The 19,220-nt window shown below is 67.7% G+C and carries 16 protein-coding genes; 9 read left to right on the top strand and 7 right to left on the bottom strand.

What is annotated here, in order from left to right:
• Positions 1-28: 28 nt before the first annotated feature.
• The gene (locus PSR88_RS24495; protein WP_029539601.1) at positions 29-1,447 is read right to left on the bottom strand and encodes a DUF2252 domain-containing protein; all 1,419 of its coding nucleotides are present in this window, start codon (positions 1,445-1,447) and stop codon (positions 29-31) included.
• 181 nt (positions 1,448-1,628) lie between these two features.
• Here PSR88_RS24495 and PSR88_RS24490 point away from each other — a divergent pair, with 181 nt between their 5' ends.
• The gene (locus PSR88_RS24490) at positions 1,629-2,450 is read left to right on the top strand and encodes a class II glutamine amidotransferase (RefSeq protein WP_029539602.1); all 822 of its coding nucleotides are present in this window, start codon (positions 1,629-1,631) and stop codon (positions 2,448-2,450) included.
• An 11-nt stretch (positions 2,451-2,461) separates the two neighbouring features.
• Here PSR88_RS24490 and PSR88_RS24485 read toward each other — a convergent pair whose 3' ends face one another.
• On the bottom strand, positions 2,462-2,812 hold the full coding sequence (locus tag PSR88_RS24485) for an amphi-Trp domain-containing protein (RefSeq protein WP_011597120.1): 351 nt from the start codon (positions 2,810-2,812) through the stop codon (positions 2,462-2,464).
• A 151-nt stretch (positions 2,813-2,963) separates the two neighbouring features.
• Here PSR88_RS24485 and PSR88_RS24480 point away from each other — a divergent pair, with 151 nt between their 5' ends.
• Complete coding sequence (locus PSR88_RS24480) at positions 2,964-4,565, top strand: MFS transporter (RefSeq protein ID WP_016883942.1); 1,602 nt, start codon at positions 2,964-2,966, stop codon at positions 4,563-4,565.
• Between the two features lie 45 nt (positions 4,566-4,610).
• Here the strand turns inward: PSR88_RS24480 and PSR88_RS24475 are convergent, their stop codons facing one another.
• Positions 4,611-5,543, bottom strand: a complete 933-nt coding sequence (locus PSR88_RS24475; protein WP_016883943.1) for a LysR family transcriptional regulator — start codon at positions 5,541-5,543, stop codon at positions 4,611-4,613.
• A gap of 212 nt (positions 5,544-5,755) precedes the next feature.
• On the opposite strand from PSR88_RS24475, the gene PSR88_RS24470 reads away from it, so the two are divergent.
• The 4 genes from PSR88_RS24470 to pyk all read left to right on the top strand — a co-directional run bounded on the left by PSR88_RS24470 (position 5,756) and on the right by pyk (position 11,089).
• Positions 5,756-6,850 carry a tartrate dehydrogenase gene (locus PSR88_RS24470; RefSeq protein WP_016883944.1) on the top strand — a complete coding sequence of 365 codons (1,095 nt, stop codon included), beginning with the start codon at positions 5,756-5,758 and terminating at the stop codon, positions 6,848-6,850.
• A 129-nt stretch (positions 6,851-6,979) separates the two neighbouring features.
• Complete coding sequence (gene dctA / locus PSR88_RS24465; protein ID WP_009477869.1) at positions 6,980-8,446, top strand: C4-dicarboxylate transporter DctA; 1,467 nt, start codon at positions 6,980-6,982, stop codon at positions 8,444-8,446.
• A gap of 34 nt (positions 8,447-8,480) precedes the next feature.
• The gene (locus tag PSR88_RS24460; RefSeq protein WP_016883946.1) at positions 8,481-9,611 is read left to right on the top strand and encodes a glycerate kinase; all 1,131 of its coding nucleotides are present in this window, start codon (positions 8,481-8,483) and stop codon (positions 9,609-9,611) included.
• On the top strand, positions 9,608-11,089 hold the full coding sequence (gene pyk / locus PSR88_RS24455; protein WP_016883947.1) for a pyruvate kinase: 1,482 nt from the start codon (positions 9,608-9,610) through the stop codon (positions 11,087-11,089). Before PSR88_RS24460 ends, pyk begins: the two co-directional genes overlap by 4 nt.
• On the opposite strand, the gene PSR88_RS24450 is transcribed toward pyk, so the two are convergent.
• From PSR88_RS24450 to PSR88_RS24435, 4 genes are all read right to left on the bottom strand, one after another.
• Positions 11,079-12,512 carry an amidase gene (locus PSR88_RS24450; RefSeq protein WP_011597114.1) on the bottom strand — a complete coding sequence of 478 codons (1,434 nt, stop codon included), beginning with the start codon at positions 12,510-12,512 and terminating at the stop codon, positions 11,079-11,081. The genes pyk and PSR88_RS24450 overlap by 11 nt on opposite strands.
• Positions 12,512-13,981: a sodium:solute symporter gene (locus PSR88_RS24445; RefSeq protein WP_016883948.1), complete on the bottom strand. Its 1,470-nt coding sequence runs from the start codon at positions 13,979-13,981 to the stop codon at positions 12,512-12,514. Before PSR88_RS24445 ends, PSR88_RS24450 begins: the two co-directional genes overlap by 1 nt.
• On the bottom strand, positions 13,978-14,253 hold the full coding sequence (locus tag PSR88_RS24440; protein WP_005566410.1) for a hypothetical protein: 276 nt from the start codon (positions 14,251-14,253) through the stop codon (positions 13,978-13,980). Before PSR88_RS24440 ends, PSR88_RS24445 begins: the two co-directional genes overlap by 4 nt.
• 151 nt (positions 14,254-14,404) lie before the next feature.
• Positions 14,405-15,355 (bottom strand): Lrp/AsnC family transcriptional regulator, encoded by a 951-nt coding sequence (locus PSR88_RS24435; RefSeq protein ID WP_016883949.1) that lies wholly within the window; start codon positions 15,353-15,355, stop codon positions 14,405-14,407.
• Positions 15,356-15,615: 260 nt separating this feature from the next.
• On the opposite strand from PSR88_RS24435, the gene PSR88_RS24430 reads away from it, so the two are divergent.
• Genes PSR88_RS24430 through PSR88_RS24420 form a run of 3 tightly spaced genes read left to right on the top strand, consistent with a single transcriptional unit; the run spans position 15,616 to position 19,213 of the window.
• Positions 15,616-16,758, top strand: coding sequence for an isochorismate synthase MenF (locus tag PSR88_RS24430; protein ID WP_016883950.1), 1,143 nt, complete (start codon positions 15,616-15,618; stop codon positions 16,756-16,758).
• Entirely contained in the window at positions 16,755-17,525 is a 771-nt protein-coding gene (locus PSR88_RS24425) for a 2,3-dihydro-2,3-dihydroxybenzoate dehydrogenase (protein ID WP_016883951.1), read from the top strand. The genes PSR88_RS24430 and PSR88_RS24425 overlap by 4 nt, the downstream gene beginning before the upstream one ends.
• A gap of 35 nt (positions 17,526-17,560) precedes the next feature.
• Positions 17,561-19,213, top strand: coding sequence for a (2,3-dihydroxybenzoyl)adenylate synthase (locus PSR88_RS24420; RefSeq protein WP_011597110.1), 1,653 nt, complete (start codon positions 17,561-17,563; stop codon positions 19,211-19,213).
• Positions 19,214-19,220: the final 7 nt, after the last annotated feature.

Raw genomic sequence — 19,220 nt, 5'->3', positions numbered from 1 at the left:
GTCGAAGCCAGTCGACCGCGTCGCTGCTTCAGAGACCGGTGGCTGCGACGATGCGGCCCCCGGCGACGGCCTCGAGCAGCGCCGCATGATCTCGGGTGTTCTGGTCGGCGTACGTTTCGGCGAATTCCTCCATCGCGTGGTCGAATTCGGTGTCGTCCCCCAGGTAGGCGGCGATCGCGATCCGGTCGCCTGCCCGCGCGTGCGCGTAGGCGAGGGCCCGGGCGCACAATCGCCCGTACAGCATCATCACGGTGGGGGTCTGGGATTCGACCACCGCCGAACCCTTCCCGTCCCGCAGTTGGCGTACGTAGAAGTCCCGCTCGACGCCGTCGGGACCGGCACCCCGTTCCCAGCCCAGGAAGATGTCGCTCGCGGCCTGCATCAGCCGCTGTCCGCTGACTACCCGCTCGCCCTCGGTCGCGAACGACGGCCCGTCGACGTAACGCGACAGCACCGACGGACCCGCCTCCTTGACCTGGAGGAACAGCGGATCGTCGTCGTCCGCTCCGAGCATCAGGATGATCCAGGTGCGGGTGCCTACACTGCCGACCCCCACGACCTTGCGGGCGATCTGCACCATCCGGAACTGGTCGTAGAGGACGCGGTGGTCCCACCGCAGAGACTGCGCGTACACGCCCAGACGGTGTCGCAGGTCTCGGTACACCGAGTCGAGGTCGTCGCCCGCGTACAGCTCCTCGGCCGGGACCAACAGTGGCGGGTTGCTGATGATCCGCCTCTCACCGTCCACGACGGCGGTCAGTTTGGAAAGCGCTTGGACGCTGTCCCGGCGCCGCGCCTTCTCCAGAGCTGTGCGGGCGCGCTTCTTCTGCGACTTGTCCAGCTCGTCTCGAAGCTCCACGAGTTCCGCTGTGGGCTCGATGTGGGAGTACCAGACGGCCAGATTTCCCAGTTGTGCCTGTCTGGCGATGGTTTCGCGGTATTCGGCGGCGCAGGCGCGGGCGATCTTCCTGCTCTTCCTGCCGCTGAATCCGTTCTCCCGCGCCGCGATCGCGAGGCTCGAGACCAGGCGTTTGACATCCCATTCGAAGGGTCCGGGATGTGTCTCGTCGAAGTCGTTGACGTCGAATGCCAGCAGGCGTTCCGGGGTGGCGAAGATTCCGAAGTTACTCAGGTGCGCGTCGCCGCAGAGCTGCGTGCGCAGGCCCGTGGTGGGCGAGTGGGACAGGTCGTCGGCCATGATCGCGGCGCCGCCGCGGTAGAAGGCGAAGGCCGTCGCCGCCATGCGCCCGTACCGGATCGGAACGAGTTCCGCGACTCTCTCCGTCGCCTGCTTCGCGAGGAGGCCCACCGGGTCGCGCCGATCGGCCATACCGTGCTCCGCCAGCGCGGACGGTGGAGTGTCTCGACGGGCGGCCGTCCCTCGTTGTGCGCGCTCGGCCCGGCTCGGATGGGCTACCCGTTCGTCGTGTTCCGCGGAGTTCGTCATCGGGCCGCCGTAGATTCCTCGGACATGGCTGTCTGCCTTCCTCGAGCGACGCGATATGGCTTGTCGGTTGCCCATTCTCCTCCGCGCGGACGGCGTTGGCGGCAAATACCAGCAGGTTCATCGGCAAGGGGGGGTGGGCTCGGCGGTGCCGTTCTGCTTGAATTGTTGTATGTGCCGGTGGATGGCGTACTCGGGTGAGCCGATCCTCGCGGAGGACCTGTTGTTCCGCCCAGAACATTCGCTGATCGACCAGAGTCTGCACTCACGTCTCGGGGCGACGACCACCAATGGTGACGGCTTCGGTGTCGGCTGGTACGGCGAGGGCACCGAACCGGCGGTGTACAAGAGCATCGAACCGGCCTGGAACGACAGCAATCTGCGGGAGATCGCCGGTCAGGTGCGAACGCGGATGTTGCTCGCGCACGTGCGGGCCTCGACCGGGACGCCGGTGCAGCGCAGCAATTGCCATCCCTTCCGGCACGGACGGTGGTTGTGGGTGCACAACGGCGCCCTGCGTGGTTTTCACGAGATCAGACGCGACCTGGTGATGGCCGTCGACCCGACGCTGTTCTCCGACATCGAGGGGTCGACGGACTCCGAGGCCCTGTTCTTCCTCGCACTGACGTTCGGCCTCGCCGACGACCCCTTCGGTGCCGTCGCCCGGGCGGTCGGCTTCGTCGAAGACGTCGGCCGCACGTACGGGGTCGAGCATCCGGTGCAGATGACCGTCGCGACCACCGACGGTGAATCGCTGTGGGTCTTTCGTTATTCGAGTGAGCGGCAGTCGAGGTCGCTGTTCTTCTCCACCGAGGTCGCGAAGGTGCGCGCACTGCACCCGGAGGTCGAGGTGCTGCGCGAATTGAGCGGGGAGACCCGCTTCGTGGTCTCCGAGCCTCTTCGCGACCTCGAAGGCGCGTGGAACGAAGTGCCGGAATCCTCGGCCGCCGTGGTCCGTCCGGGCGACGACGAAATCCGGCCCTTCGAACCGACCTCACCGGCCTGACTTCGCCCAGCTCACTTGGCGGCGCTCTTGCGGGGCCGCCCACGACGCGCGGTGGTCTTGGCCGGAGGCGCAGGCTTGACCGGCGGAGTCTCCGATTCCGGTTCCGGTTCCGCGTCGGCGGTGGATTCTTCGGACGGATCGTCGCGCCAACTGATTTCGATCTCGATCTCGGTCTCGTCGCCGTCGACCTCGATCTCGAGCTCCCACTGGACACGGTCGCCGACGACGACCGAAATCGAGTCGCCGCCGGAGCCCAGTTCCACCTCGGAGCCGCTCGCGAGGGCCTGCCCGAGCGCGATGAGCCGGTCGGACACCTCTTTCCGGGAGAGCTCGGACTTCCTCTTGATCTCCAGCTTGGGCACGGCGACTCCTCACCTCGGTGCAGTGTCTATCACCGTAACCGTCGCGCGACCGGTGCCCGGATCGAACGGATAACAATCCGACGCTGTAGCTTCGCCGTCCCCACGCATGGGACACTCGGGTGCAGCGGAATGGACGGACGGTGGGCCTCCTATGACCGAAGAACCGACCAACGGTGGTTCCGAGCGGGCAACGGGCCCTCGGCGGACGCTCGCGATCCTGCTGGCAATGGCGATGTTCGTGCTCGTCGTCGACACGTCGCTGATGAACGTGTCGATCTCGTCGGTGGTTCGCGACCTCGACACGACCGTCAGCGGCGTCCAGGCCGCGATCGCTCTCGAGGCGCTGGTTTCTGCCGCGTTCATCCTGATCGGCGGCAAGGTCGGCGATCTCATCGGACGCAAACGGGCGTACGTGCTGGGCCTGCTCGGCTACGCAGTCGGTGCGTCCGCGATGGCGCTCGCACAGAGCCTGACCGCGATCATCATCTTCTGGGCGATACTCGGTGGAATCGGCGCGTCACTCCTGTTGCCCGCCATGCAGTCCCTCATCCACGGCAACTTCGAAGGCGCCGCGCAGAAGAAGGTCTACGCCCTGGTCGGGGCGGCGGCCGCGATCGCCGCTGCCGTCGGACCGCTGCTCGGCGGTTTCATCACCACTTACCTCTCGTGGCGCATCGGGTTCGTGCTCGAGGTCGTCATCATCGCGGTCGTGCTGTCCGGCATCACACTGGTCCAGGATGTGCCGTACACCGGGCCCCGGGTGATCGATCTGGTGGGCGCGGTCCTCTCCGTTCTGGGGATGGGCGGCATCGTGCTGGGAATCCTGGTGTGGCAGGAGGGTGGCGAATCCGTTGCGGCGCTCCTGGTGATCGGTGCGGTCGCGCTGGCGGTGCTGGCATACTGGCTCGTGCGGCGCAAACGTCAAGGGAAGCCGGCTCTGCTGGACCCGGATCTGTTCCGCTCCAAGATCTTCCGACTGGGCATCTCGGGGCAGATGCTCCAGCAGATCGCCCTGGGCGGCACGATGATCGCGCTGCCGATCTACCTGCAGATGGTGCTCGAGTACAACGCGATGCAGGCGGGATTGTCCCTCGCACCCCTCTCCCTCAGCATGTTCGCGGTGGCGTTGCTCGCGGGCAAGAAGGCCGGCGACCGGCGCCCGAGCAGCATCATCCGGTGGGGATTCGTGCTGCTGACGATCGGGATCGCGGCGCTGATCCCGATCGTGCCGCGCGCCGAGTTCGGCTGGGGCCTGGTGATCCCGTTGGTGATCGCCGGATCCGGGCTGGGATTGCTGGTATCCCAGCTCAACAACTACACACTCGCCCCGATCGAGGAGGAGCGGATCAGCGAGGCCGCCAGCGTCAATTCCGCAGCGGGATCGTTCGGGCTCTCGTTCGGGCTGGCGTTCGCCGGCGCCATCATGCTGGCAACGCTGTCCCTCACCTTCACCTCGATGGCGGAGTCGAGCACCGTGCTCCCGCCGGCAGAGCAGCAACAGGTCGCGCAGGTGCTCGAGGACGACGCCGAAGTCATGAGCAACACCCAGCTCGAACAACTACTCGTCGACCAACCGCCGGAGATTCAGGACGAGATCGTCCGCATCAACACCGGCGCACGCCCCCTCGCCCTTCAGGTCGCACTGCTCATCCCCATCCTCGCCGGCCTCATCGGGGTGTTCAACTCGTTCCGTATGAGGCGGATCCCGGACCCGACACCACAGAACTCGGGCGAAGGGACAGACCTGGGCTGAATTCCCATGAGCCGTCACCGCACGGGTCGTGGGCACGACTGTCGTTCACAGGTTTTGCGGGTTTTCCGCTGCGGGCGCCTCCCAGGCGGCCGGTGTGCGTCCGGCGTACTGTCGTGCCTCGTCCATGAGCGCCCGCGCGGGTGGTGTGAGGTGCGTTCGCCGGCAGACGGCGGCGACGTGCAGGTAGGACTCGGGGACGATGCGGTGCACGGTGGCGCCCGCCTGCCGCGCCGACGGCGCCCACGACGACGGCATGACGGCCTGCCCGAATCCGCTGAGCACCATCGGCAGGATCGACGTGCGGTGGGCGACCTCGGCGACGATGGTGGCTGGGACGCCGCTGGCGAGGACCTCGTCGACGAGGGTCCGCATCAACGACCCCCGCTGCGACACGATCAACCGGAATCCGGACAGTTCCGATCTCCGAATCTCCGGGCGGGCCGGTGTTTCGGCGCCCGGACCGGAGAGGAGGATCAGCGGCTGGCTTTCGAGCGCGACGACGTCGAGTTCGGGGGCACGCACCGCGGCGGGTGAACCCAGGATCCCGATCTCGCAGACGCCGGTGCGCACGGCGTGCAGCACCTCTTCGGGAGTGAACGCCGCCTCGGCATTGACGGTGACCGAAGGATAGGTGCGGCTGAATCTGGTGAGGATCGTGGTGAGTGGTTCGATCCCGGGTGAGGGCATCGTGATCAGGTCCACGCGACCGGCGCGCAGCCCTTTCAGCGCATCGACGGAGGCCTTCGCGTCCTCGAGATCGCGCAGCACCACCCGGGCGGGACCGACGAGCGTTTCGCCGGCGTCACTGAGCACCAGCCGGCGTCCGACGCGGTGAAAGAGCGGTACCCCGAGTTCCCGTTCGAGCGCGGATATCGACTGGGACAGCGAGGGCTGCGCGATCAGCAGTGTTTCCGCCGCGCGGTTGATGCCTCCCTGATCGACAACAGCCAGGAAGTACCTCAACTGCCGCGCGTCCATCCGAACCCCTCATTTCCGTCGATCCGCGCCGAACTCTCGAGTGTGACCATCGGCGACCGATGCATGGGCACCCACTCTACCTGCGAAGACGCAACTCGATTAGGTCAAACCTATAAGCCGGATCGACTCTTGGTCATGGACGCTGCGCGATTGTGACGGGTTAATGAATGCATCACACACTGTGACGAGCACAACACGATGGAGGCAACGACATGGCACCGCAGACGTTCAAGATTGCATCGATCCCCGCCGACGGCGTCGGCAAGGAGGTCGTCGCTGCCGGGCGGCGCGTGCTCGACGTCCTCGCAGAACAGTCCGGTGGGCGTTTCGCCTTCGAGTGGGAAGAATTTCCCTGGGGATGCGGGTACTACGAGCAGACCGGGAAGATGATGGCCGACGACGGCCTCGACACCCTGAAGGCATTCGACGCCATCTACTTCGGTGCGGTCGGATGGGAGAACGTCCCCGACCACATCAGCCTCTGGGGGCTGCGGCTCAACATCACCCAGAACTTCGACCAGTGGGCCAACGTGCGGCCCGTGAAGTTCCTCCCCGGCGTGCAGTCGCCGCTGCGCAAGGCCGACGACACCGAACTCGACTGGATCGTCGTCCGGGAGAACAGCGAGGGCGAGTACGCCGGCCTCGGCGGACGTAACCTCAGCGGCCGCGGACCGGGCAACGAGGTCGCCCTGCAGACCGCGCTGTTCACCGAGAAGGGCTGCGAGCGCATCATGCGGTTCGCGTTCGACCTGGCCCGCACCCGCACGGTGAAGAAGGTTTCCAGCGTCACCAAGTCCAACGCCCAGCAGTACGGCATGGTCCTGTGGGACGAGGTCTTCAATCGCGTCGCCCTCGACTACCCCGACGTCGCGACCGAAAGCGTCCTCGTCGACGCCATGAGCGCGAAGTTCATCCTGCACCCCGAGGACCTGTCCGTAGTGGTGGCGTCGAATCTCAACGCCGACATCCTCTCCGACCTCGGCTCCGCCCTGGCGGGAAGCCTCGGCATCGCGGCCAGCGCGAACCTCAACCCGGAGCGCCGCTTCCCCAGCATGTTCGAACCCGTCCACGGTTCCGCACCCGACATCGCCGGTCAGGGCATCAGCAACCCGATCGGCGCGATCGCCAGTGCCGCCCTGATGCTCGACCACTTCGGGCTGCACGACGAGGCACGCCGCGTAGAAGCCGCCATCGAGGCCGCCACCGCGAGCGGAGCACTGACCCGCGACATCGGCGGCTCGTCGGACACCGACGCCGTCACCGAGGCGATCGTGCACGCTCTGCAGACCGCGCTGACCCTGGCCTGACCGCTTTCCATCTGCACAGCCGGCCCGACTCGGCAGGATCTGCCGAGTCGGGCCCCCACCCCTCGAACGGTCGGTAACTCTCGGCCACCCCGTCTTCACACCCGAACACTCTCCCCCGAGGTGAACGTCATGGAAATACCCAGCAGCGCAGCGACTTACCAACCGGCGACTGTGAAGAAACCGTGGTACAGGCAACTGTACTTCTGGGTTCTCATCGCGATCGTGCTCGGCATCCTGGTCGGGTGGCTCTGGCCGGACACCGGCGAGGCGATGGAGCCGATCGGCACCACCTTCATCACCGCGATGAAGATGCTGATCTGCCCGATCGTGTTCCTGACGATCGTCGGCGGCATCGCGAGTGTCGCGGACCTGAAGAAGGTCGGGCTGACCGGGATCAAGGCGCTGACCTACTTCCAGGTCGGAACGATCCTCGCGCTGCTCACCGGCCTCGTCGCGATCAACCTCTTCCGCCTCGGGGACGGGGTGAACGCCGACGCCGCCTCGCTGGAAACGACCGACTCCGCCAACAAGCTGATTCAGACCGGTGAAGAGAAACAGTGGTGGGAGTTCATCACCCACCTGGTTCCGGACAGTGTGTTCGGCCCGTTCGTCGAGGGCGACATCCTGCAGGTCATCTTCCTCGCCGTCATCTTCGGTGTCGCCATCAACGCGGTAGGCCAGATCGCCGCACCGATCCGGGACGCCGTCGAACGCCTCACCGCGGTGGTCTTCAAGGTTCTGAGCTTCATCATGAAGCTCGCTCCCCTCGGTGCGTTCGGTGCCATGGCCTTCGCCATCGGCAAGTACGGTGTCTCTACCCTCACCAGCCTCGGCAGCCTGATCCTGCTGTTCTACGTCACGTCCGCGTTCTTCGTCTTCGTGGTCCTCGGATCGGTCATGGCGTACCTGCGGCTCAACATCTTCCGGATGCTCGGCTTCTTCAAGGAAGAACTCCTGCTCATTCTCGGAACCTCCACCGCCGAGCCCGCGCTGCCCGGCTTGATGCGCAAACTGGAGTACGCCGGCGTCAAGAAGCCCACGGTGGGACTCGTGGTGCCCACCGGCTACAGTTTCAACCTCGACGGGGCAGCCATCTACCTCTCTCTCGCGGCGCTGTACATCGCGCAGGCCACCAACACCGACCTGTCGATTCCGCAGCAGCTCGGCCTCCTCGGCGTCATGTTGTTGACCTCCAAGGGCGCCGCAGGTGTCGCCGGAGGCGGATTCATCGCGCTGACAGCAACATTGAGTACCCTCGGCACCATCCCCGCAGCCGGCATCATGCTCATCTTCGGTATCGACAAGTTCATGTCCGAATGCCGCGCCCTGGTGAACTTCATCGGCAACGCCGTCGCCACCCTGTTCGTCGCCAAATGGAACCACGAACTCGACGTCGACCGCGCCCGCCGCGTCTTCTCCGGCGAGGTACTTCCCCCGCCCGACGGTGACGTCGAGAACGACTTCGACATGGAGATCCTGGAACAGGAGCCACGGGACAAGCACCACCACATGATCAAGGAACCGGACGCGGTACACATCGACCACGAACGGATCGACCCCGCGGCGACGACGCCCGCGCACTCCACACAGCGATGACCGCATCCGCACTGCACACGAGAAAGGAAGGCCGATGAGGGTTCTGGTTGCCCCGGACAAGTTCAAGGGCTCGCTCTCCGCAGCCGATGTCGCCGAACACCTCTCGGCCGGACTCGCCTCGGCGGGGATCGAAAGCAGACAGCTTCCCCTCGCCGACGGCGGCGACGGCAGCGTCGACGCGGCGGTGGCAGTCGGGTTCACTCCGCACCCGGTCACCGTCGCCGGCGCCACCGGAACACCCCAGCGCGGACGTATCGCAGTCAACGGCACCACAGCGGTGGTCGAGGTCGCCAATACCTGCGGACTGGCCACCCTCCCGGGCGGCCGCCGCGCTCCACTCGACGCCTCCAGCCTCGGGATGGGGCAAGCGATCTCGCAGGTGTTGCGGTTTCGACCCCGCCGGCTGGTCCTCGCCCTGGGCGGAAGCGCCGGCACCGACGGCGGGACGGGCATGCTCGCCGCGCTGGGATTCACGTTCGCCGACGCCGACGGCCGGCAACTGCGGGCCTGCGGCCGAACCCTGCACCAGGTCCACACGGTCGATTCCTCCCGAACGGTGAACATGACCGACGTCGAGATCGTGATCGCCGGCGACGTCACCAACCCGCTGACCGGACCGCACGGCGCCGCCGCCGTGTACGGCCCGCAGAAGGGCGCCGACCCCGCGACCGTGCGCTATCTCGACGCCGGCCTCGACAACCTCGTCGAGGCGTTCACCCGCAGCGGCCACCCGCAGGCGCGTGCGATCGCGAACTCCCCCGGCGCCGGTAGCGCGGGCGGCATCGGATTCGCCGCCATGATGCTCGGAGCACGCATGGTCTCGGGTGCCGAGTACTTCCTCGACCTGCTCGATTTCGACGGCTGCCTCGCAGGGATGGACCTGGTGATCACCGGCGAGGGCAGCATCGACGAGCAGACCGAACACGGCAAACTCCTCACCGTCCTCGCCCGCCGCGCCCACCCGGTCCCGGTGATCGCCGTCGCGGGCCGCAACACGCTCTCCCGGAACCGTTGGGCACCTCATGGTTTCGAATACATCCATGCTCTCGGTGACTACACCGACCGGAACACGGCCACCGACCCGGAGCTGACCGGCGAACTCCTCACCCACATCGGGCGCGACATCGGCCGCAGCTCACTTCTGCACAACGAAGGACCACGATGACTCTCACCGACATCGAAGCGCCGCTCACCGATGTGGTCGACACGTCTGCCCTGTTGTCCCGCAGGGCGAAGATCGTCTGCACGCTCGGGCCTGCCACCGCCACGGACGAGCGCACCCGCGCTCTCGTCGAAACCGGGATGGACATCGCCCGACTGAATTTCAGCCACGGCGACCACACCGACCACGAGGCCAACTACCGGCGCGTCCGCGCCGCAGCCGACAACACCGGCCGAGCCGTGGGAATCCTCGCGGACCTGCAGGGACCGAAGATCCGCCTCGGCCGCTTCGCCGACGGCGCGGCGGTGTGGACGGCCGGCGAACAGGTCCGGATCACCGTCGAGGAATGCGAGGGCACCCACGACCGGGTCTCGACCACCTACACCCACCTCGCCCAGGACGCCCGGCCCGGAGACCGCCTCCTCGTCGACGACGGCAAGATCGCACTGACCGTCATCGACATCGACGGCAACGATGTGGTGTGCCGGGTCACCGAGGGCGGCCCGATCAGCAACAACAAGGGCGTCTCCCTGCCCGGAATGAACGTCTCCGTCCCCGCCCTGTCCGGCAAGGACATCGACGACCTCGAATTCGCCCTGCGGCTCGGCGTCGACCTGATCGCCCTGTCCTTCGTCCGCGCCCCCACCGACATCGACCGCGTCCACGAGGTGATGGACCGGATCGGCCGGCGGGTCCCGGTGATCGCGAAAATCGAAAAACCCGAAGCCGTCGACGACATCGAGGCGATCGTGCGCGCCTTCGACGCCGTCATGGTCGCGCGCGGCGACCTCGGCGTCGAGGTCCCCCTCGAACACGTACCGCTGGTACAGAAACGCATCGTGCAGATCGCCCGGGAGAACGCCCGGCCGGTGATCGTCGCGACGCAGATGCTCGAATCGATGATCGACAACTCCCGCCCCACCCGGGCCGAGGCATCGGACGTGGCCAACGCCGTCCTCGACGGTGCCGACGCGGTAATGCTGTCCGGGGAAACCTCCGTCGGCGCCTACCCGATCGAGACGGTCGCGACGATGGCGCGAATCCTCTCCGCCGTCGAACACCAGTCCACCACCGTCCCGGACCTCACACACATCCCGCGCACCCACGGCGGCATCCTCTCCTTCGCCGCCCGCGACATCGGCGAACGCCTGAACGCCACAGCGCTGGTGGCATTCACCCAGTCCGGCGACACCGCACGACGCCTCGCCCGGCTCCACACCCCACTGCCACTGCTCGCATTCACCCCGGTACCCCAGGTGCGCAACGAACTCGCCCTCACCTGGGGCACCGAAACCTTCCTCGTCGACCCGGTCGCATCGACCGACGAGATGATCCGCCAGGTCGACACCGCCCTCCTCCGGCTGGGCCGCTACCAGCGCGGCGACCTCGTCGTCATCGTCGCCGGCTCACCCCCACACACCGTCGGATCCACCAACCTCATCCACGTCCACCGAATCGGCGAAGACGACTTCACGAAGTAGACGCTGCCGCCCTCTCGAGAAGGTGCGGACGCGTGGCTCCGACGGGGTCGAGCTGCTCGTAGGCTCGTGCCACGTCGAGCAGGAACAGGTCGTTGCCCGGGGCGGCGACGATCTGCACGCCGACGGGCAGACCGTCGGCGCTGAATCCGGCGGGAACGGAGATCGCGGGGCAACCCAGCACCGTCACGGTCAGCGCGGACGTCATCCAGTCGAGGTAGTCGTCGCAGCGACGGCCGTCGACCGCTGCCGGGTACTCGAGCTCTGCGTCGAACGGAAGTACCTGCGACACGGGCATCACCAGGACGTCGTGGTGGGCGAAGAACTCGACGGCGCGCTGCTGGATCTCCGCCTGCGCCACCATGGCTTTCGCGACATCGTCGGCGGAGAGCCGGTCTGCCTGCCGGATGTTGTCGAGCAGCGACGGCTTCAGCAGGTCGGGGGTGGCGTCGGCGCGGTCACCGAGGTCGATCTTGAACCGCCACGCCCGCAGTGTGCGGAACACCCACTCGGCGTCGGGAATCGACGGCGCGTCTTCGGCCACCACGGCACCCGCGGCGGCGAAGATCGACGACTGCCGGTCGTGGATCTCGCGGACCGGCGCGTCCACGGGGAAGATGCCGTTCAGATCCATGGACACCGCGACGCGCAGACCCTGCAGGCCGGCGACACCGAGACGCGGCGCGAGGGCGTCGGCGCTGAGCGAACTTCGGATCCGCGCGTCGGGTCCGGAGATCACCGACAGCAGCAGTTCCAGGTCGTCGACGTTCCGGGCCATCGGTCCCTGTGTCACGAGTGCGTCCCAGGGCGCACTGTTCGGCCAGCACGGGACGCGGCCCGGAGTGGGGCGCAATCCGACGACGTTGCAGAAGGACGCCGGGTTGCGCAGCGAACCGCCCATGTCGCTGCCGTCGGCGAGCGGGACGAGTCCCGCACCGAGCGCCGACGCGGCGCCGCCGCTCGAGCCACCCGCGCTCTTGGTGGGGTCGTACGGGTTGGTGGTGGTCCCGAAGACGGGGTTGAACGTGTGCGAGCCGGCGGCGAATTCGGGGACGTTGGTCTTGCCGATCGTGACGGCCCCGGCCGCGATGACGCGTTCGGCGATCAGCTCACTGGTCTCGGGCACGTTGTCGACGAGGAGCGGCGAGCCCGCCACCGTGGGGAAACCGGCGACGTCGTGAGTGTCCTTGAAGGCGAACGGCAGTCCGTGCAGCGGCCCCACCGGGGTCCCGGCCGCCGTCTGTGCGTCGGCCGCGGCGGCGGTGGCGTGCGCCCGGTCCAGGTCGAGGCTGACGATCGCGTTGACCGTCGGATTCACCTGCGCGATCCGGTCCGTGTGCAGGTCGAGCAGCTCGCGGGCCGAGATGTCTTTGCTACGGAGTGCGGCCAGCATCTCTCGCGCGGTCGAGTAGTGATCGATGGTCATTACGTGGTCTCCAGGATCGGGGTGGCGGCCGGAAGGTCTTCCGACGACGCGGGGGCCGGGGTGCGGGGACGGCTGGCGCGGACGACGGCCTCCACGACGGCGATCACCGCGAGGTTGAGGACCAGGCCGCAGATGCCGGCGTCGATGTTGGCGAGGTTCAGTTCGAAGACGGTCATCACGATGACGGTGAGCATTCCGACGACGAGACCCGCGAACACGGATTGCTTGGCGAGCAAAGGCTTCTCGGGCAGGGCCAGCGCCAGGCCGGGGGCGAGTTGGCTGAGACCGCCGAACGTGAGCAGCAACAGGTTGGCCAGCAGATCGGGGCGCGTCAGGCCGAGCACGAGAGCCATGGTGGCAGCGGCGATCACGACCAGGTGGTTGAACCGGAGCTTCGTGCGCTCGCTCCGGATCTTCACCAGGTTGTGCGACGCCAGCGTCGAGATGCCGATGCAGATGGCGCCGGCAGGCAGCATCGCGGCGGAGGCTGCGGCGATCGCGATCAGTCCGAGCGCCCAGTTCGGCAGGGCTCCCCCGGCCAGCGTGAGCAGGACGGCGTTGCTGCTGGTGTTGGGATTCAGCGCGAGGATCCCGACGAAACCCAGCATGATCGGAAGAATCATGACCACCTGGTACATCGGCAGAAAAGTGTTGTTGGAACGGATCACTCGACCGTTCTTCGCGGCCAACAGCGGCGGCCAGAGGTGCGGGGTGGTAAGGAACCCGCAGCCGATCGCGGAGATCAGCAGGCTCGTGGTCCACCAGACCTTGTCGTAGTCGCCGGGATTCACGGTCAGCATCTCGCTGTGGGTCTGGGCGATCTGGCCGAACACGTCGCCGATGCCACCGGCGAAGTGCAACGGGATCACGATGGACAGCACCACGACGGCGAGCAGGATCAGGACGTCCTTGACATAGGCGGTGCGCGCGAGGCCGTGAATGCCGGCCCACAGCACGAACCCGACGACGAGGACGGTCGCGACGATCATGCTCAGCGTGCCCGAACTCGCGCTGCCCGTGACGAGACGGACGATCAGACCGAGGCCGGTGATCTGCAGCTGCAGGTACGGCAGCAGGAAGATGATGCCGCACAGGGCGACGAGCCGGCCGAGGAGCGGGCTGCGGTACCGGTCCGCGAAGAAGTCGGCCTGGGTGATGTAGCCGCGGTCCTTGCTGAGCTTCCAGATCCGCGGTCCGATGAAATACAGGGCCACGTAGCCGAGCGGGATGTACGGGATGGCGTAGGTGGCGCCGATGCCCGCGGTGAACGCGATACCGGCGACACCGAGGAACGTGAACGTGGTGAACGATTCACCGGCCTGCAGGAAGAAACTGGTGACCACACCGAAGTTCCGCGTGCCGACCGTCCACTCGCTCAGGTTCTGAGCGCGTTTCCGGCGTCCACCGACCGCGATCACGGCCAATCCGATCATGCCGGCCAGGGTGATCCACAGAGCTGAGTTCGTCATAGCGTCGCCTCCTCGAGCTGGAGGTCGTCGCTCCGCTCCTCGTGCGGCCGGACGAGGCCGAACTCCACCGCCGCCAGCGCGGGCAGCAGCAGGAGCACCCAGGCCGAGCACCAGACCAGCAGCCGGGGCATTCCCAGCCACAGGTCGGCGGTGTTCACAAACGGCAGCCACACGGCGGTGACGAGTGCGAGCACCGGGGCGACCGGGACGAGCAGCAGCCAGCGGCGCTGCGGCGAATCCTCGATCGCCCCGAGAATGGCGTCTCGTTGCATGCTGTTCCTTCTTCCATCCGGGGAGTAGAGGAAGCATGCGTGGTGCGGATCACAGCACTCAACAGCTGGACGAGGTTCGGCGAAATCGGCCACCAGCCTGTCGGAGATCGCAATCAGGTGCGCCGGAGGGGCCGCCCGATGTCGAAATCCGTCACATTGCCCGCCCGCTGCGTTTGACCGCCTGCACCACCATGTTGGTTTCCAGGGCGGCCGCGTCCGCCACCCACGGCGCGGTGGTGATGTAGTCGTAGAGCACCGACTCGTCGGGTGCGGCGATGTTGGCGACCACCTGGTACTCGCCCGCCGTGCCGGCGGCGTACCGCACGTACGGCATCTCGAGCATCCCCCGCACGAGCGGTTCGATCCGGTTGCGCTGAGTCTTGATGAACAGCATCGCCTCGGCACGCAGCCCGAACAGGACCGGATCCACCACCACCCGGAGGCTGATCGCACCCTCGGTGAGCAGCGACTGGACGCGTCGCCGGGCCGTCGCCTCGGACACGCCCGCGGTCCGGGCGAGCGCCGTGGTGCCCACCCGCCCGTTCTGCATCAGCTCGCGGATGATCGTCCGGTCGACGGGATCCCGGGTGCCGCGTTCCAGGTCCGTGAGGAATGTCGCCGGAGGCGACACCCCGCCGATCGCTTCCTTCTCGGCGGGGGTCAGCACCCCGGCCTCCCATTCGCGGACCGTGCGGAAGTACCGCAGCACGGGGTCGGTCCAGCTTCGGACCACGCCCATCGTCGCGGGCAGTTCGTCCATGACGAGCTTCGGGAGGCGGTCCCGGGACACGTGGATCTCGGCCACACAATCGGCGGTGCCGGTGAGGATGTACACGAAGATGCAGTCGCTGCGCTGGGCGAGGGCGCTCGCCGCCACTCGCACCGTTCCCGGCGAGCACTGGAGGCGGACGATCGCGGTGCCGCCGCTGTTCGCGACGGCGGTGACGGCCACCCGGCCGGACTCGAGGAGCGCGATGCCGTGCCGGGTGACGTTCCGCTCGGGTTCGCCGAGCGCCTGGGCGATGCGGCTCCAGGAGCACCGCCCATCGACCTGGAGGGCGGCGACGATCCGCTGATCGAGCGAGAACCTGCGTTCGGTCATTGCAGCCGCCTGCCCTCCATGCAACGTGTGCATGCGATGTTAGGCCAGTCGATGGTGGCGAGAATCCAGATCCTGTTCGCAGCTGATATCGCGCCCGGGCATCGTGTTCGAAACCGCTGGTCTGCAACAGAACACGCCACACGCCAGAACCGCAGACAAACACTCTCGATCACCAAAGGTTAGGCTAACCGTATATGGTCGAGGCGGGGCGGCACGCATCGCCGCGCACCACAGTTATCCGCTACGAAAGGGGATCGCAGATGCAGTCGACGGCCATTGCCGAGTCCGCAGAGACTTCGGCGGACCTCCCGCCGGGCGCGCCGTTCGTTCTCTCCCGCCCGAACGGCACCGTGATCGCCGACGGCATCCGCACCGGTTACGACTCCGCCCGCGACGCCGCCGCCGCCCTGCGGAACGGCACCGCGACGTCGGTGGTCGGCGCGCTCGCCTTCGACCCGTCACATCCCGCCGCGCTGATCGCACCACAGGCGCTGCGTCATCACCCGGGAAGCTGGACCCCTCGCCTGCAGGCCCTTCCGCGCGTGCGCGCCGGTGAGTCGATTCCCCCGGAGGACGAGCACATTTCCCGGGTCGCCGCCGCCATTCACGTGCTGCGGGAACCCGATGCCACACTGCACAAGGTGGTACTCGCCCGATCGGTCGTCCTGCACGCCGACGAACCGCTGCATCCGCACGCACTGCTCGCGCAGCTCGTGGCGAACGACCTCGGCGGCGACGGCTTCAGCGTCGATCTGAGTGCCGCAGGCACCGGCTGGTCGGGACGGCACCTCGTCGGCTCGAGTCCCGAGGTGCTCATCCGCCGCCGCGGCAACACCGTGACCTGCCATCCTCTCGCCGGATCCGCTCCCCGGCACACCGATCCCGAGATCGACCGGCTGACCGCCGAAAACCTTGCGTCGTCGGAGAAGAACCTGCGTGAACACGCCCTCGTCGTCGAGGCGCTGCGAGCGAGCCTCGAACCGTTCTGCACCGAACTCGACATCCCGGACAGGCCCACCCTCACCAGCACACCGCAACTGTGGCATCTCGGCACGCCCGTGTCGGGACGGCTGCGGGACCGCTCGGTGACCGCACTGGACCTCGCCGTCGCCGTGCACCCGACCCCGGCCGTGTGCGGCACCCCCACCGACGCGGCGCGTGCGCTGATCGGCGAACTCGAGGGCGACCGCGGCTTCTACGCCGGCGCCGTGGGCTGGGCCGACGCCGACGGAGACGGCGAATGGATGGTCACCATCCGGTGCGCGCAGATCGACGCCGACCGCACCACCGTCACGGCGTACGCCGGCGGCGGCATCGTCGCCGCATCCGAACCGGACGACGAACTCGCCGAGACCACAACCAAACTGGGCACCGTCCTCGCCGCACTGGGGCTCCCCCGATGAGCGGCACCACACTGGTCGTCGGGGCGGCCCAGGGCATCGGGCGGGCAACGGCCGTCACCCTGTCGCGATCCGGTCACCGCCTGGTACTGCTCGATCGTGACGCCGACGGCCTCGCCGCCACCGCGGCACTGCTCGACACCCCGCCGCTCGGTACCGCCGTCACCGACATCCGCGACACCGACGCCGTCACCGACACCGTCCGCCGGATCGAGGACGAGCACGGTCCCATCACCGCACTCGCACACGTGGCGGGTGTGCTCGAGACCGGCTCGGTGCTCGACGCCGACCCCGAGAGCTGGCAGCGCGTGTTCGACGTCAACGTCACCGGCCTCGTCAACGTGCTGCGGGCGGTCGGCACCGGAATGCGCGAGCGTGCAGCCGGTTCCATCGTCGTGGTCGGCTCCAACGCCGCGGGCGTCCCCCGCACCGGCATGGGCGCGTACGGCGCGTCCAAGGCCGCCGTGTCGATGATCGTCCGGGTACTCGGCCTCGAGCTGGCCGAATACGGGATCCGCGCCAACATCGTCGCCCCCGGCTCGACGGACACCGTGATGCAGCGGTCGCTGTGGGCGGACCCCGCCGACGACACCGGCGCGCGCGGGGCGATCGACGGCGACCTGGGCACGTTCAAGGTCGGAATCCCGCTGGGCCGCATCGCCGACGCCGCCGACATCGCGGACTCCGTCGAGTTCCTCCTGTCGGAGCGGGCGCGTCACATCACCATGCAGGCGCTCTACGTCGACGGCGGCGCTACCCTCCGAGCCTGACGCCCCGAACAGCCATGCCCGTGAAAGGACTTTCGATGAGCACGAGCGTTCGCGCTCCCCTGGAGATCACCGTCGGTTACCCCGCCGACCTCGCCGCACGCTACCGTGACGCAGGGTACTGGACGGACGAGACGTTCCAGCAGTTCCTGGGCGCCCGCGCCGAGCAATTCGGGGACGCGATCGCCGTGACCGGGCCGGACGCGTCCGGGGTCGACCGTGCCCTCACCTACCGGGAACTGTCCGACCGCGCCGACCGGCTCGCCGCCGGGCTGCAGTCGTCGGGGGTGCAGCCCGGCGACCGGGTGGTGGTGCAACTGCCGAACATCGTCGAGTACGTCGAGGTGATCTTCGCGGTCTTCCGGCTCGGCGCACTGCCGGTGTTCGCGCTGCCCGCGCACCGCGCCCAGGAGATCTCCTACTTCTGCAGCTTCACCGACGCCGCGGCCTACGTCGTCACCGATACGCACGCCGGATTCGACTACCGCACCCTCGCCCGCGACGTGGTGTCCTCGGCCGAGAATCCGCCCCGGATCATCGTGGCCGGGGACGCGGAGGAGTTCACGTCACTCGACGAACTCCGGGCGGCGGAACCGATGTCGGACGGGCCGGCGGTGGGTCCGGAATCGGTGGCATTCCTGCAGCTCTCGGGCGGAACCACCGGGGTGTCGAAGCTGATCCCGCGCACGCACACCGACTACCTGTACTCGGTGCGCGAGTCGGACCGCATCTGCGGCGTCGACGAGAGCACGCGCATGCTCGTCGTTCTGCCTGCGGCGCACAATTTTCCGATGAGCTCACCGGGCATCCTCGGCGTGCTGCACGCCGGTGGTCGCGTGGTGCTCGCGCCGGATCCGAGTCCCGACACCGCGTTCGCGCTCATCGAGAAGGAGGGCGTCACGATTGCGTCGCTGGTGCCGCCGCTCGCGTTGGCGTGGCTGGCCGCCAGTGGTCGCACGGAACGCGACCTCTCGAGCCTCGAGGTGCTACAGGTGGGCGGTGCCAAGTTCAGCGCCGAGGCCGCGAAGCGGGTCCGTCCCGAACTCGGGTGCACGCTGCAGCAGGTCTTCGGGATGGCGGAGGGCCTAGTCAACTACACCCGCCTCGACGACCCGGAAGACACGATCGTCACCACCCAGGGCAGACCGATCAGCCCCGACGACGAGGTCCGGGTCGTCGACGACCGGGGCGAGCCCGTCCCGAACGGCACGTCCGGTCATCTGCTCACCCGCGGCCCGTACACCGTCCGCGGGTATTACCAGGCTCCCGAACACAATTCGACGGCGTTCACCGAGGACGGCTTCTACCGCACCGGCGACATCGTCCGGCTCACGGACGACGGCTACCTCGTCGTCGAGGGCCGCGCGAAGGATCAGATCAACCGCGGCGGCGAGAAGGTGGCCGCGGAAGAGGTCGAGAACCATCTGCTCGCACACCCCGCCGTCGCCGACGTCGCGGTGGTGTCGATGCCCGATCCGTATCTCGGCGAGCGCAGTTGCGCGTTCGTCGTGGTCCAGGGCGAGCAGCCGAAGGCGGTCGAACTCAAGAAGTTCGTCCGCGGCCGCGGACTCGCCGAGTACAAGGTGCCGGACAAGGTGGTGTTCGTCGACGAGTTCCCGGTCACCGGCGTCGGCAAGATCAGCAAGTCCGACCTGCGCCGGGCACTGGAGAAGACGTTCGTGACTTCGTAACCCGACC

The organism is Rhodococcus sp. DK176 (assembly GCF_038447315.2).
GTDB classification, from domain to species: Bacteria; Actinomycetota; Actinomycetes; order Mycobacteriales; family Mycobacteriaceae; genus Rhodococcus_F; species Rhodococcus_F jostii_A.
This window is presented reverse-complemented; position numbering and strand designations above follow the sequence as displayed.

Bases quoted from the DNA above. Each gene is read 5' to 3' on its own strand.
- PSR88_RS24460 (WP_016883946.1), top strand. From the start codon at position 8,481: ATGAGGGTTCTGGTTGCCCCGGACAAGTTCAAGGGCTCGCTCTCCGCA.
- PSR88_RS24475 (WP_016883943.1), bottom strand. From the start codon at position 5,543: ATGGACGCGCGGCAGTTGAGGTACTTCCTGGCTGTTGTCGATCAGGGA.
- PSR88_RS24470 (WP_016883944.1), top strand. From the start codon at position 5,756: ATGGCACCGCAGACGTTCAAGATTGCATCGATCCCCGCCGACGGCGTC.
- PSR88_RS24440 (WP_005566410.1), bottom strand. From the start codon at position 14,253: ATGCAACGAGACGCCATTCTCGGGGCGATCGAGGATTCGCCGCAGCGC.
- PSR88_RS24435 (WP_016883949.1), bottom strand. From the start codon at position 15,355: ATGACCGAACGCAGGTTCTCGCTCGATCAGCGGATCGTCGCCGCCCTC.
- PSR88_RS24425 (WP_016883951.1), top strand. From the start codon at position 16,755: ATGAGCGGCACCACACTGGTCGTCGGGGCGGCCCAGGGCATCGGGCGG.
- pyk (WP_016883947.1), top strand. From the start codon at position 9,608: ATGACTCTCACCGACATCGAAGCGCCGCTCACCGATGTGGTCGACACG.
- PSR88_RS24420 (WP_011597110.1), top strand. From the start codon at position 17,561: ATGAGCACGAGCGTTCGCGCTCCCCTGGAGATCACCGTCGGTTACCCC.
- PSR88_RS24495 (WP_029539601.1), bottom strand. From the start codon at position 1,447: ATGACGAACTCCGCGGAACACGACGAACGGGTAGCCCATCCGAGCCGG.
- PSR88_RS24450 (WP_011597114.1), bottom strand. From the start codon at position 12,512: ATGACCATCGATCACTACTCGACCGCGCGAGAGATGCTGGCCGCACTC.
- dctA (WP_009477869.1), top strand. From the start codon at position 6,980: ATGGAAATACCCAGCAGCGCAGCGACTTACCAACCGGCGACTGTGAAG.
- PSR88_RS24480 (WP_016883942.1), top strand. From the start codon at position 2,964: ATGACCGAAGAACCGACCAACGGTGGTTCCGAGCGGGCAACGGGCCCT.
- PSR88_RS24490 (WP_029539602.1), top strand. From the start codon at position 1,629: ATGGCGTACTCGGGTGAGCCGATCCTCGCGGAGGACCTGTTGTTCCGC.
- PSR88_RS24430 (WP_016883950.1), top strand. From the start codon at position 15,616: ATGCAGTCGACGGCCATTGCCGAGTCCGCAGAGACTTCGGCGGACCTC.
- PSR88_RS24445 (WP_016883948.1), bottom strand. From the start codon at position 13,981: ATGACGAACTCAGCTCTGTGGATCACCCTGGCCGGCATGATCGGATTG.